A 14,768-nucleotide genomic window follows, 5' to 3' on the forward strand; every position below is an offset into this window, starting at 1 on the left:
CCCTTGGCAGGTTCCGGCGTCTTTGTCCCATGTCATCGCGATCGGCATGAAGGTCGCGCGGAAGGGCGTACCGCAGGGCAGGTCCGCAGTGGCGCGGGTGCGTGACAAGTTGCGCCGGCTCTACCACGGGCGCACGCCGGCGGCCTTTCGGTTTCAGGTTGTGGCAATCGTCATCGATCTGGCCATCATCGCTTTCTTCATCGCGACACCGGTGATCCAGCAATCGGCTTCGTTCCTGTGGCTGGACTATGCGGTGGCGGTTCTCGTCGGTGCCGATCTCTTTGCCAGGCTGCTGGCCTCCAATGACATGCTGCGCCTGATGAAGCAGCCGACCTCCTGGGTGGATGTCTTCATCCTGTTGACGCTGCTGATGCCAACAGCGCTCGCCAATCTCGGCTTTTTGCGCATCCTGCGGCTATGGTCGCTGTCGCGCAGCGGTTCGATCTGGCGGCATTTCGAGATGCGTGGCCTCAGGCCCTGGCGCGAGGCGAGCCATGCCGTCATCAACCTTTTGACGTTCCTCTTCGTCATTACCGGCTTCGTCTACACGTTCTTCTTCCGCAACGGCGCGGGCTGGAAAACTATGTCGACGCGCTTTACTTCACCGTCGCCACGGTGACGACGACCGGCTTCGGCGACATCGTGCTGCCTGGCATCGCCGGCAAGCTGACGGCGATCGTCACCATGATCATCGGCATATCGCTGTTCGTCAGGCTGGCGCAGGCGATCTTCAGGCCGGCCAAGGTGTTTTTCCCTTGTCCCCAATGCGGGCTGCAGCGGCATGAGCCGGATGCGGTGCACTGCAAGGCCTGCGGGCACGTTCTCAACATACCGGATGACGGGATCTGACCGTTACGATGCAGCCACTTCAGCTGGCTGTGCCGGCTTGCGCTGCAGGTTGAGCAGGTTGCCCATCAGGATGAGCAGCGCGCCGCCGGCGGTGAAGGCGTCGATCTGTTCCTGATAAAGCAGCCAGCCGACCAGCGCCGACAATGGCACCCGCAGGAAATCCATCGGCGAAATGACCGTCGCGTCGGCATAGGTGAGCGCGCGGGCCATGCAGAAATGCGACGACATGCCGGTGAAGGCGATCAGCACGATCCATGGCCACAGCTCCAGCGGTGGATTGCGCCATTCATAAAGGGCTGGAACGAGGCCGACGACCGACTGGGTGATCAGCATCCAGAAGATGATGCGCACGACGCTGTCCGTACGCGTCAGCGATTTGACCAGGACCACCGAAATGCCGAAGCAGACCGCGGCGCCCAGCACGATCAGATGTCCCGGATCGACCGAACCGACGCCCGGGCGTACGATGACGACGACGCCGATCAGGCCAAGCACGACCGCCGCCAGTTTCGGCCGGCTCAGCCTTTCGCCGAGAAACGTCACCGCCAGGATCGCTGTCCAGATTGGCGTCGTGAACTCGATCGAAATCAACACGGCCAGTGGAATCAAGGTGAGCGCGTAGAGCCATGCGGCCTGCCCCGTATAGTGGATGACGTTACGGGCGATATGGGCGAGGGGACGCTGCGTGCGCATCGCCGCAAAGCCGCCGCTCTTCAGCACCAGCGGCAAGAGGATAAAGAAGCCGATCACCGAGCGCAGTTCCAGCACCTGGAAGACATTGAGCTCGGCCGTGGTGGCGCGGCCGGCGACCGACATCGCCAGGAACGACGCGATCGACAGCGCCATCCAGAAGGCTGCCTTGGGAATAGAGGGGGTGGGTGCCATGGTCTTTATCTCGCAGGCCGAGGCTTTTGCCGCAATTGCTAGCTCATGTATTCTTCTGGGCCAGTTGTGGCGACGGCGTTACGAAACAGTCACGTTGCTGGCGGAACCTGATACGGCAAGAGGCGTTGAGTCCCGCTATTCAGCCGTGCTTCGCAGGGCGTCTTGCATTCCAGCACCGACAAGGAGACTTCGATGAGATCATTTGCGCCATTTGCGCTTGCAGGCTGTTTATTGGTCGCGGCGGGCTCGGCACATGCCGACGAGACCAGGTTCCTGCAGTCGTTCAAGGGCAATTTCGCAGGCAAGGGCACTGTCCAGGTAACCACGGATGTGCCGAACGTCAGCGTGTCTTGCAGCTTCAAGTCGAACGCGACCTCAACCTCGCTCTCGCTGGATGGCAACTGCCGCGGTCTCGTGCTGGTGACGCGGGCCATCAGCGCCAACTTGAAGGTCACTGGTGCGAAATACAGCGGCGTCTATGTGGGATCACGCACCGGTCCGGCGCAGCTCAACGGCAGCCGGTCGGGCAATGCCATCAACCTCGGCATACGCTGGGCGAAGGATGTCAACGGCGATCGGAAGGCGCGGATGACGGTAGAGAAGAGAGGCGAGAACGGCATCCGGCTGACGGTCATCGACACCGATCCGATGACCGGCAAGAACGTGGTGACGAGCAGGATCGATCTGACGCGGACCTGACGGATGTGTCGATCTTCGGTGAGGCCGACCTGCGAACGATGGTTTCCTGCGCGTCCGGTGCTCACGTACTTCAAATACGCTCCGCTCCGGCCTTCGCCGGCCGAAGCCCCATAAGGGCCTCCGCTCTATGAAGGCTACGGCCGGCGAAGGCCGGTTCTCGAAAACCATCATTCTCGATTCGGCCTGACCTGAATCTCAACACACCCGGTGTCAGTCCTCCAGCGGCTCCGGCGGGTGGGCATCGCGGCCCCTGCCGAACGTGTAGCCGGTTTCCACCGCCTTGCGGCCGAACTTGTCGCGCAGTGCATCGATGGCGCCTTCGGCCATGGCGCGCTTGCGCGACTGGACGTCGACCAGATCCGGCGGGTCGGCCTTGTCGTCATCCGAGAGGTCACTGACGCCGATGCCGAGCAATCGAAATTTCGTTCCGTCGGTTTCCTTGCGAAGAAGCTCCACCCCGGTCTGAAAGATGCGGTCCGCGAGCCTTGTCGGGTCGCCGAGCTGGCGGTTGCGGGTGCGCAGCTTGAAATCCTGTGTCTTCAGTTTCAGCACCACGGTGCGTCCGGCGATGCCTGACTTTTTCAACCGCGCCGAAACCTTTTCGGAAAGACCTCTCAGGACAGAGACCAGCTCTTCCAGCGACGCGATGTCGGTGTCGAAGGTGGTTTCGGCCGATACGCTCTTGGCGTCCTGGTCGGGGTCGACGCGGCGGACGTCCTCGCCGCGCGAAAGCCGGTAGAGCCGATCGCCCATCGTGCCATAGCGGCGCATCAGGTCGCCACGCTCCATCTTCTGAAGCTGGCCGATGCTGCGGATACCGTCGCGTTCCAGCGTGGCGTTGAACGCCTTGCCGACACCCCAGATCATCGTCACCGGCTGCTCCGCCAGGAAGCCGACCGCCTCGGCTTCGCCGATGACCGAAAAGCCGCGTGGCTTGCGGAAATCGGACGCTATCTTGGCGAGGAACTTGCAGTAGGAGAGGCCTGATGAAACGGTGATACCGATTTCCTTCTCCACCGCCAGCGCAAAGCGCGCCAGCACCACGGCCGGCGGCAGGCCGTGCAACCGTTCGGTGCCGGCGAGGTCGAGAAACGCCTCGTCGATCGACAGCGGCTCGACCAGCGGCGTCAGCGCTTGCATCATGGCGCGCACCTCGCGGCCGACACGCACATATTTTTCCATGTTGGGCGGGATCACGACCGCCTCCGGGCAAGCCTCGAGCGCCTTGAACATCGGCATGGCGGAGCGCACGCCCCGGATGCGGGCGATGTAACAGGCGGTGGAGACGACCCCGCGCTTGCCGCCGCCGATGATCAGCGGCTTGTCCTTGAGCGCCGGATTGTCGCGCTTTTCGATCGCCGCGTAAAAGGCATCGCAATCGATATGGGCCAGATGCAGCCGGTACAACTCAGGATGACGGGCAAGGCGAGGGCTGCCACAGCGCTCGCAGCGGCGCGTCTCACTGCGCTGAAAGGTAAGGCAGTCACGGCAAAAACCGTGTTCGGGATTGTTGACAGGGGCCGCCATCGCTGCGAACATAAAGAGAACAAAAGCAATGGTACGACAGTGCAAGGCCAGCGACAAGCTTGGCCTGGGGAGAACCGCATGAGCACGACCATAGTACCGCTGGCGCCTGAGCTGTGGCCGGATTTCGAGGACCTTTTCGGCAAGCAAGGCGCCTGTTACGGCTGCTGGTGCACGCATTTCCGGCTGGCGCCGGTAGCGCGGCGTGAGAGCAGCCGCGAGCGTAACAAGGACCATATCAAGGCGCGCATCGAAGCCGGCCCGCCGCCGGGTCTGTTGGCCTTCGAGGATGGCAAGGCGGTCGGCTGGATGCAGATCGGGCCGCGCGCCGACGTGCCCGAATGGAACAACAAGGGCCGGGGCTCGGCGCCTGTCGATCCCGCCGATGCTTCCGATCCGGCCGTCTGGGCGATTTCCTGCTTCTTCATCCGCGCCAAGGCTCGGGGCCGCGGCATCACGCATCGCCTCGTCGAAGGCGGCATCGATTTCGCCCGCAGCAACGGAGCACGGCTTGTCGAGGCCTGCCCGATCGACCTGTCGCGCGATTCACGCTCGATCGGCCTGTTCGTCGGCTCGTCGGGGGTTTTCGAGAAGGCCGGTTTCGAGCGGCTGGTGGAGCGCAAGGCAGGCCGCCCGCTGATGCGGCTGGTGCTGAGGCCGATTGCGTGACTGTCATCATCTTGCAGTTGTGATGGTATTTTCCTACCAGAAGTACGAAATTGATTTTTGCCTTTCGACCCAACGGAGAATTCCCGTGAACCGTATGTTGCCAGTTGCCTTTACCGCGCTTCTGTTCTGCGCGCCTGCTTTCGGCCAGACCGTCGATAGCCGGGGTGCCAAGCAATTGTCCGATGACCTGTCCCGTTATGTCGGCAAACAGGCGCTCGACAAGGGTATCCTGAAGGTTTCGGTTGAAGGCGATGCCTACAAGATTCTTTTTGATTTCAAGGCACTGGCGGAGATTCTGCCGAAGCAGGGGCAGGTGAAATTCGACTTCGCGCCCTACGCCCTGCTGGTCAAGCCGCGCAGCGACGGCACCTGGAATGTGTCGATGGACTTTTCGCAGAGCGCGTCCTTCGAGTTCAACGGACCCGAGGGGCTGCAAAGCACGCAGTTTTCGATCAAGGATGGCAAGGGTTCCGGCGTCTACGACCCCGCGCTTGCCGCCTTCATCAGCGGCGCCAGTTCATTGGCTGGCATGACCATGGCATCGAAGGATGCCAAGCAGCAGACGGAAGCCAGCACTGGCGCGGGCACCGCGACCATTACCGGCACCAAGGCCGCCAATGGCGGTGTCGATTTCACGACGTCGCAGAAGATCTCGAATTTCGTCGAGACGATAAAGTTCAATGATCCCGAGAAGGGGCTAAATTTTCCAGTCACCGTGAAGTCGCCGGAATTGTCGGTGGAAGCCAGCGGCAAGGGCGTGCAGACGAGGCCGCTGCTCGACCTCTTGGCATTCGCCGTGGCCAACGAGGACGAGAAGACGCTGAAGGCGAACCAGGCGCAGCTGAAGTCGCTTCTGCTCGCAGCACTTCCGGTGTGGGAGCGCATCGACGGCAACTATGGCTTCAAGGATTTCGCGGTCGACAGCCCGATCGGCACTTTCGGGGCGACGCAGCTCAGCACCGCGTTCGGCAGCGACGGCGTTTCGCAGAACGGCAAGGTCACCTACGGCATCAAGGCCTCGGGGCTGACCGTGCCGCAGCAGCTTTTGCCTAGCTGGAGCGTGGCGCTCTTGCCCACAGACATAGACCTGAACTTCGGCGGCGCCAATATCGATCTCGACAGCATGGCGAAGAAGGCGATCGAAGCCTTTGATCTCAATCAGGATCCGCCGCTGTCACCCGAGTTCGGCGACCAGCTCAAAGCCGATTTCCTGGCCAAGGCGCCGAAGGTCGTCATCGGCCACAGCACGGTGAAGAACAAGGACCTGGAGATCGCGCTGGAAGGCGAGATGACAAGCTTCGGTGAGAAGCCCGACGCAAATCTCACTGTCGATGTCGCCGGTTTCGACAAGATCATGACGCATCTGCAGGACGCGGCAAAGTCGGAGCCAGAGGTGGGGCAGTACGTGCCTGCCGCCCTGATGGTGAAGGGTTTTGCCAAAACGCTGCCGGATGGCCGGCTGGAATGGGTCGTCAACACCAAGGCCGACGGCTCGGTCACCGTCAACGGCGTCATGCTGAAGCCCGCCGATCCGGCGGCGGGCGATGGCGTCGACAACGGTGACGGCGCGGCCGATAGCAGCGGCGGCGATAATGGCGGTGGCGCCGACAGTGGCGGCGGCGACAATGGCGGGGCCGGCGCGAAGCTGAACCCTTGAGGGTTCGGCTCTACAGCCCCAGCGCGCCCGCGATCTTTGGCGCGGCTTCGTGCCAGTCCTGGACGACGATGACCTCGTCCGGGACCGGCGGCAGGAACGCGCGCAGCGCATTGTCGGCCATCAAGTGGACAAGGCTGGCGTCGGCGACCGATTCCCGCACCGACGCCAAATTGTGCGGCTGATCATCGACGAAGACCACCGGCCTGCCCTTGTTGCCGCGCAGCCTGGCCACCGCCGGTCCCTTGGCCATTTCGGTGGTCAGCAGCGGATAGTTCAGCCCCAGCCCATCGAGATGGGCGCGGCGCACGGCGCGATGGCGGTGCGGCATGGCCGTCAGCAATATGATTTCGGCGCGGTCTCCAAGCCTTGCCAGGGCATCCGCGGCGCCGTCGGTGACGCTTTGCCAATCGGCTTGCGCGTCGAAGAAATCGCCAAGGAGTGCCGTGACTTCGGGCTGTTCGATCAACCGGCCGCTGGCCGTTTCGGCAATGTTGCCAGTCAGCCGGAAGGAGGCCAGTGTCAGCCCGTAGCCGCGCGATTTGAGGAAATGCGGGAAGGGGCGGATGAACTCGAGCACGACGTCGTCGACGTCGAGCACGAGCAGCGGCCGGTCGTCGGCCGAAAGTTCCTCGATCTGGCGCGCGGTTTCCGGATCATCGCTCATATGGAATGCTCATGGTTGTCATCGCCGAGCGGCAGTGCGCGCAACGCCTTGCCGACGGCGGCCGGCGGAGTGCCGGTCTCCTCGGCGAAGCGCATCAGCGTCGGCTCATGGGCGAGAATGAACTGCAGCACGCCGGCCAAGAAACCCGGCTCGCCGGCGGCCTTGCGGATCGAATGCGCCTCTATTCCGGTGATCGCCAGAAAGCGCGGCAACAGTTCTGGATCGGAGGCGACGAAGCCCAGCGCCTTTACGGCAATGGTTTCCGCCTCTTCGCGCATTGACGCCGCGTTTGCCATCACTACCTTCGGCATGTGGAATGAGTCTCTTCCGCAGTAATGGCAAGATTTGCCCGCGGCAAGCCTTTACAGTGCAGCGCGCCGTTTGGACGCGCTGGCGGGCGAGGTGGAACTCGCGCTGCTTTGCAGCCCGAAGGTTTCCGTTTCGTCAATCATATTGCCGTATAGTGAAGCAGGGTTTGGTGCGTTCAAGGACGAGCGCATGACGGCCGCCTTCGAGCGGAGGGACGGCCGGGACGGGATGTCGATGCCTAAGAAGGTCATGATCGTCGAGGACAATGAGCTCAACATGAAGCTCTTTCGGGACCTCATCGAAGCGAGCGGCTACGAGACGGTGCGCACCCGCAACGGTCTGGAGGCGCTCGACCTAGCGCGTCAGCACCGGCCCGATCTCATCCTGATGGACATCCAGTTGCCCGAAGTGTCGGGGCTGGAGGTGACCAAATGGCTGAAGGAAGATGACGATTTGCACGTCATCCCGGTCATCGCGGTGACTGCCTTTGCCATGAAGGGCGACGAGGAACGCATCCGCCAGGGCGGCTGCGAGGCCTATATTTCGAAGCCGATCTCGGTGCCGCGTTTCATCGAAACCATCAAATCCTATCTGGGCGATGCCTGATGTGCCCTTCCAACCGAGCCGGAGCCTTGTGAAATGACTGCGCGGATCCTCGTCGTCGACGACATCCCTGCCAATGTGAGGCTGCTGGAGGTTCGGCTTCTGGCCGAATATTTCGAGGTGCTGACCGCCACCAACGGGCCCGACGCGATCGAGACCTGCGAGAACGGCAAGGTCGATGTCGTGCTGCTCGACGTGATGATGCCGGACATGGACGGGTTCGATGTCTGCCGGCGGCTGAAGAGCGATCCGGCCACGTCGCATATCCCGGTGGTGATGATCACCGCGCTCGACCAGGTGTCCGACCGCGTGCGCGGGTTGGAAGCCGGCGCCGACGATTTCCTGACCAAGCCGGTCAACGACCTGCAACTGATGACGCGGGTCAAGAGCCTGGTGCGGCTGAAATCTCTCACCGACGAGCTCAGGCTGCGCGCCTCGACGACACGCAATATCGGCATTGAGGAACTGCTCAGCCGCAATTTCGCGTCCGAGGACACGACGCCGAAAGTGCTGTTGATCGACGAGCGCAAATCGTCGGTCGAGCGGATCCAGAAGATGCTGCGCGACCGTGCCGACCTCGACGTCACCAGCGATCCGCATGCCGGTTTCTTCCAGGCGGCCGAGACGTCCTATGAATGCGTGATGATCTCGACGGCCTTCGCGAACTTTGATCCGCTCCGGCTTTGCTCGCAATTGCGCTCGCTCGACCGCACCCGTTTCGTGCCGATCATCCTGTTGGCGGAGGAGGGCGAGGAGGAGCGCATCATCCGTGGCCTCGAGCTCGGCATCAACGACTATCTGATGCGACCGATCGACCAGCAGGAGCTGACGGCCCGGCTGCGCACCCAGGTGCGCCGCAAGCGGTATAACGACCAATTGCGCGCAAGTGTGACCCAGACCATCGAGATGGCGGTTACCGACGGCCTGACCGGGCTGCATAACCGCCGCTATCTCGACAGCCATCTGCAGACGTTGTTCGACCGCGCCGTGGCGCGGCGCCGGCCGCTATCGGTGATGATCACCGATCTCGATCGCTTCAAGTCGATCAATGACGCGCATGGCCATGATGGCGGCGACGAGGTGCTGCGGGAATTCGCGCGGCGGCTGCGCAAGAATGTCAGGGGTATCGACCTTGCCTGCCGGTTCGGCGGCGAGGAGTTCGTCGTCGTCATGCCGGACACCGATGGCGCCGTGGCCGAGAAAGTGGCCGAACGCATCCGGGCAGAAATCGCCCAACAGCCGTTCGCCATCGGCGCCGAAGGCAAGACGATCGAGGTCACCGTCAGCGTCGGCGTGTCATCTGTGCTGAAGGGCGTGGATACGGTGGCGGCCATGATGAAGCGCGCCGATCTCGCGCTCTATGAAGCCAAGAGCGGCGGCCGCAACCGCGTGGTTGCCAAGGCAGCATAGGCGTCCAGGCCCGGATATCCCGTCAACCCGGTAGGGTTAGCCATTTACCTTAACCCAAGCGATTCGCGAGCCTTGGTTAAGAAACTGTTGATTTTCTTGAGCTCTTGCGCAAATGTGAAAGCCAAGACGAAGCCGGCACGAGGGTAGATAGCCGGCTCGGTCCCTGAAATACCCCATGATGCTCAGGTCCGCCGCATCTCCTGGGTCCGTGGGGTCGGCCGGCCGGCGCTGGCACATAGTGGCCTCCTCGTACCGCTGCCAAACGCCGACCGGCCCCCTTTATCTCAAGGTTCCGCAAAAGCCCCGAAAGGGGCTTTTTTCGTGCGCGGCAAAATCTGGAAAACGGTTCCTGGGCAAAGGTGGCGTCATTGCGGCTGCGCAACCGCGGACCGTCGTTTGGTTGTCGTTCGTCAAGGGCAGGAGAGCACCCTCTCCACTTCGTACATATGGCGCACAAGGGGCTTGCGGCAAGACCCGCCTGCTCCCGTAAAACCGCGAGCCTGAATTGGCCAGCGAAAGGGAGTGACGAGAATGGGTGTGGTGCCGCCTGTGGATGGAATGCGTCGGGATCATGCGGTGGTGATCGCGGGAGGTGGTCCGACGGGGTTGATGCTGGCGGGTGAACTCGCGTTGGCGGGGATCGATGTCGCCATTGTCGAGCGACGTCCCGATCAGCAACTGATCGGCTTGCGCGCGGGTGGCCTGCACGCCCGCACCATCGAGGTTCTCGATCAGCGCGGAATTGCCGAGCGGTTCCTGTCGCAGGGGCAGCGCTTCCCGACCGTCGGCTTCCATATGATCCGTTTGGACATCGGCGACTTTCCCAGCCGGCACAGCTATCTGCTGGCGCTGCGACAAAACCATATCGAACGGATATTGGCCGACTGGGTCAACGAGTTGGGGGTGCCCATCCATCGCGGACGGGAGGTCACCGACTTCGCGCAGGATGATCACGGTGTCGACCTGGATTTGTGCGGAGGCCAACGGCTGAGGGCGCAATACCTCGTCGGCTGCGACGGAGGACGCAGCACGATCCGCAAGGCGGCAGGCATCGCGTTCGCCGGATGGGATCCGACGATGAGCTGGATGATCGCCGAGGTCGAAATGTCCAGGGAACCGGCATTGGGCTTTCGCAGCGATGCTTACGGATTTCACGCGGTGGGCAAGATCGAGGGAAGCGACCGGGTGAGCGTCGTGCTGACCGAGAGGCAACTGACCATAGGCGGCGAACCGACGCTGCGCGATCTCCGTGAAGCGCTTGTCGCTGTCTATGGCACCGACTTCGGGGTCCACAGCCCGACCTGGATTTCCCGTTTCACCGACATCACACGGCAGGCCGCCACTTACCGCGACAGACGCGTCCTGCTGGCCGGCGACGCAGCGCATATCCATCCGCCGATGGGCGGACAGGGGCTCAATATCGGCGTGCAGGACGCGGTCAATCTGGGTTGGAAGCTGGCCCAGGTGGTCAAGCGGACCTCGCCGGAAAGCTTGCTCGACAGCTACCACGCCGAGCGCCACCCGGTTGCCGCACGCGTCCTGCGCAACACGATGGCACAGGTCGCGCTTCGTCGTACGGATGACCGCACAAAGGCGTTGGGCGACGTCTTTACCGAGCTGCTTGGCATGGAAGAGCCGCGCAAACGGATCGCCGCGGAGATGTCCGGTCTGGGCGTTCAGTACGATCTCGGCGAAGGGCACAAGCTGCTTGGGCGGCGAATGCCCGATCTTGATCTGATCACCACCAATGGACCGTTACGGGTCTTCAGCTTGCTGCATGACGCGCGGCCGTTGCTTCTCAACTTCGGCGAACCGGACAGACTGGACATCGCGTATTGGGCGGATCGGGTCTGGCAAATCGACGTCGGGTATGCCGGTGCCTGGGAGCTTCCGGCCCTCGGGACGGTCACCGCGCCCGACGCCGTCCTGGTCCGGCCCGATGGCTATGTGGCTTGGGTTGGGGTGGGAACCCAAGAGGGGCTGGCTGAGGCCCTGACCACCTGGTTCGGGCAGCCTGCTGGTCAGCAGGTTAGTGCAGGTGAGCACACTTGACCTCTTGAAGACCGATCGCTTGACAGCTTGCGACGAGGCAAAGCTCGCAGTCCTCCTGACAACGGATTGACAGGAGGTTTCATCTATGCAGAATTGGTTGGACCATTGGACCACTTGTGCATCGCTTCGGGGAGGGGATGTGGACCAGAACAGCCTGCCACCCATTCAGACGACGGCGCGCGATGACGCCGTGCTGAAGGCTTTGGTGGGCTTTGTTCGCGCCGAGGCCCTGCGGCCCGGCGAGCGGCTTCCGACCGAGCGTATTCTGGCCGAGCGGCTGAAGGTCAGTCGCAATACGGTGCGCGAGGCGCTGACGCGCTGGGAGGGGCTCGGTCTCGTCGAGCGCCGGCAAGGCAGCGGCACCTATCTCAAGGCGGCTGTGTCACCCGGCATGTTGCACATGCCGCTGACGCTGGCCGGCGGTAATGATTTCACCTCGCTCATGCACACGCTTGAAATCCGGCGCGCGCTGGAAGCGGAGGCCGCGGCCCTTTGCGCCGAGCGCGCCAGCCCGGCCGACATTGCCGAGATCGAGCGCAAGCTCGATATCATGGAACAGGCGTTCCGCACCCGCGACGGCATGTCTTCGGAAGAAGACTGGGAATTTCACCAGGCGATCTACCGGGTCTCCGGCAATCCGCTGTTCGAGCAGATCATCGCCGCGATGCACGAACTGTTCCACCGCTTCTGGGAGCACCCCCTCGGCGTGCGCGACTTCGGCCATGCCAGCTTTCCCTACCACCGCACCATCTACCAGTGCATCGCGGCGCGCGATCCGCATGGCGCCCGCGCCGAGGCGCTCAAGCTGATCGCCACCGTCGAGGACGATTTGAAGCGCGGTGCGGCCAAACTCAAACTTTCGAGCCAGACATGAACGAGCATCCGACCGGTTTCGATCACGACTATCTCGCCGAGGCGGCGACGGTCCTGGCGCATGACGAACCGTTTCCAGGCGGCGCGGTGGTGCCGCCGATCTACCAGACGTCGCTGTTCACCTTCGCCAACTATGCCGAAATGGCCGACACCTTTGCCGGCAAACGAAAACAGCCGATCTATTCGCGCGGCGACAATCCGACAGTGATGGAGTTCGAAGCGCGCGTCGCCGCGCTCGAGGGCGCGCAAGCGGCGCGGGGCTTCTCCAGCGGCATGGCGGCAATCAGCGCGACCGTGCTTGCCTTCGTCGGAGCGGGCGAGCGCATCGTGGCCGTGCGCAACTGCTATGGCGATGCCTACCGGCTGTTCGAGCGGCTTTTGCCTCGGCTCAACATCAAGGTCGATTATGTCGACGGTTCCGACCCGGATGCGGTGGCGGCGGCACTTCCCGGCGCCAAGCTGCTCTACCTGGAAAGCCCGACCTCGATGATGTTCGAGCTCCAGGACATCGCGCATCTGGCGCGGTTGGCGAAAGAGCAGGGCATCGTCACCACGATCGACAATTCCTGGGCCTCGCCGGTGTTCCAGAAGCCGATCTCGCATGGCGTCGACCTTGTGCTGCACTCGGCCTCGAAATATCTCGGCGGCCACAGCGACACGGTCGCCGGCGTGGTGGCGGGCTCGGCCGCGCACATCAAGCAGATCAACGAACAGACCTATTCCTACCTCGGCGGCAAGCTGTCGCCGTTCGAGGCCTGGCTGCTGCTGCGCGGCCTGCGCACGCTGCCGCTGCGCCTGCCGCACCACATGAAGAGCGGGCTTACCATTGCCGAACGGCTGAAGGCGCATGCCAATGTTGAGCGGGTCAACCATCCCGTCTATTCGAACCATCCGGGCAAGGCGACGTTGGCAGGCTATGCCGGCCTGTTCTCCTTCGAGGTGACGGACGACATCGACATCCCGGTCTTCGTCGACGCGCTCAAATATTTCCGCATCGGCGTCAGCTGGGGCGGGCATGAGAGCCTGGTCGTGCCGGCCAAGGCGTCGCTGGAGCAGACGCCGGGCCTGAATTCGATGGCGCGCTTCGGCGTCAGCCCCCGAACCATCCGCTTCAATGTCGGATTGGAAAGTGTCGAAGACCTCTGGGCCGACATCGCCCAGGCCTTCGAAAAAGCCAGAAAATAACAAGCGGGTTCAAAATGGGAGTCTTGAACATGAAGAAACTGACCGTCATGCTTGCCACCGTCGCGGGGCTGGCGATTTCCGCCGGGAGCGCGCTGGCCGATTCGACCCTGAAAATGGTCGAAGTCATCACCAGCCCGCCGCGCACCGAATTCCTCAAAAAACAGATCGCCGAATTCGAAACCGCCAATCCCGGCATCAAGGTCGAATTGATCTCGCTGCCCTGGGGCCAGGCGTTCGAAAAGTTCCTGACCATGGTGCAGGCCGGCGATACGCCCGACGTGGTGGAAATGCCGGAACGCTGGATGGGCCTCTATGCCAACAATGCCCAACTCGAGGATCTCGGCCCCTACATGGCCAAATGGGACGACGCCAAGACGCTCGGCGACCGCGCCAAACAGTTCGGCTCGACCGTCAACAACACCCAGTTCATGATCCCTTATGGCTACTATGTGAACGCGTTGTTCTGGAACAAGAAGCTGTTCAAGCAAGCCGGCCTCGACGGCCCGCCGGCGACACTCGACGAGTTCGTCGCCGACTCCAAGAAGATTTCGGCCATCCCGGGTAAATACGGCTATTGCTTGCGCGGCGGCCCCGGTGCCTTCAACGGCATGCACATGTTCATGAACATCGCTCAGGGCAAGGGCGGCTACTTCAACGAGGACGGCACCTCGACCATCAATGACGAGGGCTCGGTCAAGGGCCTGCAGATGCTGGCCGACATGTACAAGGACGGCCTGGCGCCGAAGGATGCCGTGAGCTGGGGCTTCAACGAAACCGTCACCGGCTTCTATTCCGGCACCTGTGCCATGCTCAACCAGGATCCCGACGCGCTGCTCGGCATCGCCGACAAGATGAGTGCCGACGACTTCGCCGTGGCGCCGCTGCCCGTTGGACCGAGCGGCAAATCCTACCCGACGCTCGGCTATGCCGGCTGGGCGATGTTCGCCAACTCGCAGCACAAGGACGATGCCTGGAAGCTGATGGCAACGTTGCTGTCACCCAAGGACAATCTGGAATGGGCCAAGGAAGTCGGCGTCGTCCCGATCCACAAGGGCGCCGACCAGGATCCGCATTTCAAGACCGAGCAGTTCAAGGGCTGGTTCACGGAGCTCAGCGACAGCTCCAAATATGAAATGGTGACGCCGCCGACGCACTTGGAAAACCTTGGCAATTTCGTCGACCAGGTGGCGATCAAGAACTTCCAGGAAGTTCTGCTTGGCCAAAAGACGGCCAAGGACGTCGCCGACCAATGGGCTGCCTTCCTGACCAAGGAACAGCAGGACTGGATGGCGAAGAACAAGAAGTAGGCGCCAGCGCCCTCGTCCTTCTCCCCGTTTATGGGGAGAAGGTGTCACGAAGTGACGGATGAGGGGCGGCGCCATGCCTCTG

13 protein-coding genes and 1 pseudogene are annotated in these 14,768 nt (G+C 62.6%); 10 read left to right on the forward strand and 4 right to left on the reverse strand.

Features of this window, described 5'->3' with window-relative positions:
* Positions 1-46 precede the first annotated feature (46 nt).
* Positions 47-849 (forward strand): annotated as a pseudogene (locus tag EB233_RS18160) (ion channel).
* 3 nt (positions 850-852) lie between these two features.
* Here the strand turns inward: EB233_RS18160 and EB233_RS18165 are convergent.
* Entirely contained in the window at positions 853-1,734 is an 882-nt protein-coding gene (locus EB233_RS18165) for a DMT family transporter (protein WP_064988505.1), read from the reverse strand.
* 192 nt (positions 1,735-1,926) lie between these two features.
* On the opposite strand from EB233_RS18165, the gene EB233_RS18170 reads away from it, so the two are divergent.
* The gene (locus tag EB233_RS18170; RefSeq protein ID WP_064988836.1) at positions 1,927-2,433 is read left to right on the forward strand and encodes a hypothetical protein; all 507 of its coding nucleotides are present in this window, start codon (positions 1,927-1,929) and stop codon (positions 2,431-2,433) included.
* Positions 2,434-2,643: 210 nt separating this feature from the next.
* Here the strand turns inward: EB233_RS18170 and EB233_RS18175 are convergent, their stop codons facing one another.
* On the reverse strand, positions 2,644-3,972 hold the full coding sequence (locus EB233_RS18175; protein WP_064988506.1) for a DNA polymerase IV: 1,329 nt from the start codon (positions 3,970-3,972) through the stop codon (positions 2,644-2,646).
* 66 nt (positions 3,973-4,038) lie between these two features.
* Here EB233_RS18175 and EB233_RS18180 point away from each other — a divergent pair, with 66 nt between their 5' ends.
* Positions 4,039-4,626: a GNAT family N-acetyltransferase gene (locus tag EB233_RS18180; RefSeq protein ID WP_064988507.1), complete on the forward strand. Its 588-nt coding sequence runs from the start codon at positions 4,039-4,041 to the stop codon at positions 4,624-4,626.
* Between the two features lie 85 nt (positions 4,627-4,711).
* Positions 4,712-6,283 (forward strand): hypothetical protein, encoded by a 1,572-nt coding sequence (locus EB233_RS18185; RefSeq protein ID WP_064988508.1) that lies wholly within the window; start codon positions 4,712-4,714, stop codon positions 6,281-6,283.
* Between the two features lie 10 nt (positions 6,284-6,293).
* On the opposite strand, the gene EB233_RS18190 is transcribed toward EB233_RS18185, so the two are convergent.
* Both EB233_RS18190 and EB233_RS18195 read right to left on the reverse strand, forming a co-directional pair.
* A complete protein-coding gene (locus EB233_RS18190) occupies positions 6,294-6,947 on the reverse strand; it encodes a hypothetical protein (protein WP_064988509.1) in 654 nt (217 codons plus the stop codon).
* Positions 6,944-7,243: a DUF3572 domain-containing protein gene (locus EB233_RS18195; protein ID WP_027052046.1), complete on the reverse strand. Its 300-nt coding sequence runs from the start codon at positions 7,241-7,243 to the stop codon at positions 6,944-6,946. The genes EB233_RS18190 and EB233_RS18195 overlap by 4 nt, the downstream gene beginning before the upstream one ends.
* A gap of 247 nt (positions 7,244-7,490) precedes the next feature.
* On the opposite strand from EB233_RS18195, the gene EB233_RS18200 reads away from it, so the two are divergent.
* The 6 genes from EB233_RS18200 to EB233_RS18225 all read left to right on the forward strand — a co-directional run bounded on the left by EB233_RS18200 (position 7,491) and on the right by EB233_RS18225 (position 14,686).
* Positions 7,491-7,862 carry a response regulator gene (locus tag EB233_RS18200; RefSeq protein ID WP_006334976.1) on the forward strand — a complete coding sequence of 124 codons (372 nt, stop codon included), beginning with the start codon at positions 7,491-7,493 and terminating at the stop codon, positions 7,860-7,862.
* Between the two features lie 33 nt (positions 7,863-7,895).
* Positions 7,896-9,269 carry a PleD family two-component system response regulator gene (locus EB233_RS18205; protein ID WP_064988510.1) on the forward strand — a complete coding sequence of 458 codons (1,374 nt, stop codon included), beginning with the start codon at positions 7,896-7,898 and terminating at the stop codon, positions 9,267-9,269.
* Between the two features lie 531 nt (positions 9,270-9,800).
* Positions 9,801-11,321, forward strand: a complete 1,521-nt coding sequence (locus tag EB233_RS18210; RefSeq protein ID WP_064988511.1) for an FAD-dependent monooxygenase — start codon at positions 9,801-9,803, stop codon at positions 11,319-11,321.
* A 139-nt stretch (positions 11,322-11,460) separates the two neighbouring features.
* Positions 11,461-12,195, forward strand: a complete 735-nt coding sequence (locus EB233_RS18215) for a FadR/GntR family transcriptional regulator (RefSeq protein WP_064988512.1) — start codon at positions 11,461-11,463, stop codon at positions 12,193-12,195.
* Positions 12,192-13,379: a PLP-dependent transferase gene (locus EB233_RS18220; protein WP_064988513.1), complete on the forward strand. Its 1,188-nt coding sequence runs from the start codon at positions 12,192-12,194 to the stop codon at positions 13,377-13,379. Before EB233_RS18215 ends, EB233_RS18220 begins: the two co-directional genes overlap by 4 nt.
* 29 nt (positions 13,380-13,408) lie before the next feature.
* Positions 13,409-14,686, forward strand: coding sequence for an ABC transporter substrate-binding protein (locus EB233_RS18225; RefSeq protein ID WP_064988514.1), 1,278 nt, complete (start codon positions 13,409-13,411; stop codon positions 14,684-14,686).
* Positions 14,687-14,768 lie beyond the last annotated feature (82 nt).

Origin of the sequence: Mesorhizobium erdmanii (assembly GCF_013170725.1) — a bacterium.
Classification (GTDB): Bacteria; Pseudomonadota; Alphaproteobacteria; order Rhizobiales; family Rhizobiaceae; genus Mesorhizobium; species Mesorhizobium erdmanii.

Bases quoted from the DNA above. Each gene is read 5' to 3' on its own strand.
- EB233_RS18200 (WP_006334976.1), top strand. From the start codon at position 7,491: ATGCCTAAGAAGGTCATGATCGTCGAGGACAATGAGCTCAACATGAAG.
- EB233_RS18220 (WP_064988513.1), top strand. From the start codon at position 12,192: ATGAACGAGCATCCGACCGGTTTCGATCACGACTATCTCGCCGAGGCG.
- EB233_RS18190 (WP_064988509.1), bottom strand. From the start codon at position 6,947: ATGAGCGATGATCCGGAAACCGCGCGCCAGATCGAGGAACTTTCGGCC.
- EB233_RS18175 (WP_064988506.1), bottom strand. From the start codon at position 3,972: ATGTTCGCAGCGATGGCGGCCCCTGTCAACAATCCCGAACACGGTTTT.
- EB233_RS18225 (WP_064988514.1), top strand. From the start codon at position 13,409: ATGAAGAAACTGACCGTCATGCTTGCCACCGTCGCGGGGCTGGCGATT.
- EB233_RS18165 (WP_064988505.1), bottom strand. From the start codon at position 1,734: ATGGCACCCACCCCCTCTATTCCCAAGGCAGCCTTCTGGATGGCGCTG.
- EB233_RS18180 (WP_064988507.1), top strand. From the start codon at position 4,039: ATGAGCACGACCATAGTACCGCTGGCGCCTGAGCTGTGGCCGGATTTC.
- EB233_RS18210 (WP_064988511.1), top strand. From the start codon at position 9,801: ATGGGTGTGGTGCCGCCTGTGGATGGAATGCGTCGGGATCATGCGGTG.
- EB233_RS18205 (WP_064988510.1), top strand. From the start codon at position 7,896: ATGACTGCGCGGATCCTCGTCGTCGACGACATCCCTGCCAATGTGAGG.
- EB233_RS18195 (WP_027052046.1), bottom strand. From the start codon at position 7,243: ATGGCAAACGCGGCGTCAATGCGCGAAGAGGCGGAAACCATTGCCGTA.
- EB233_RS18170 (WP_064988836.1), top strand. From the start codon at position 1,927: ATGAGATCATTTGCGCCATTTGCGCTTGCAGGCTGTTTATTGGTCGCG.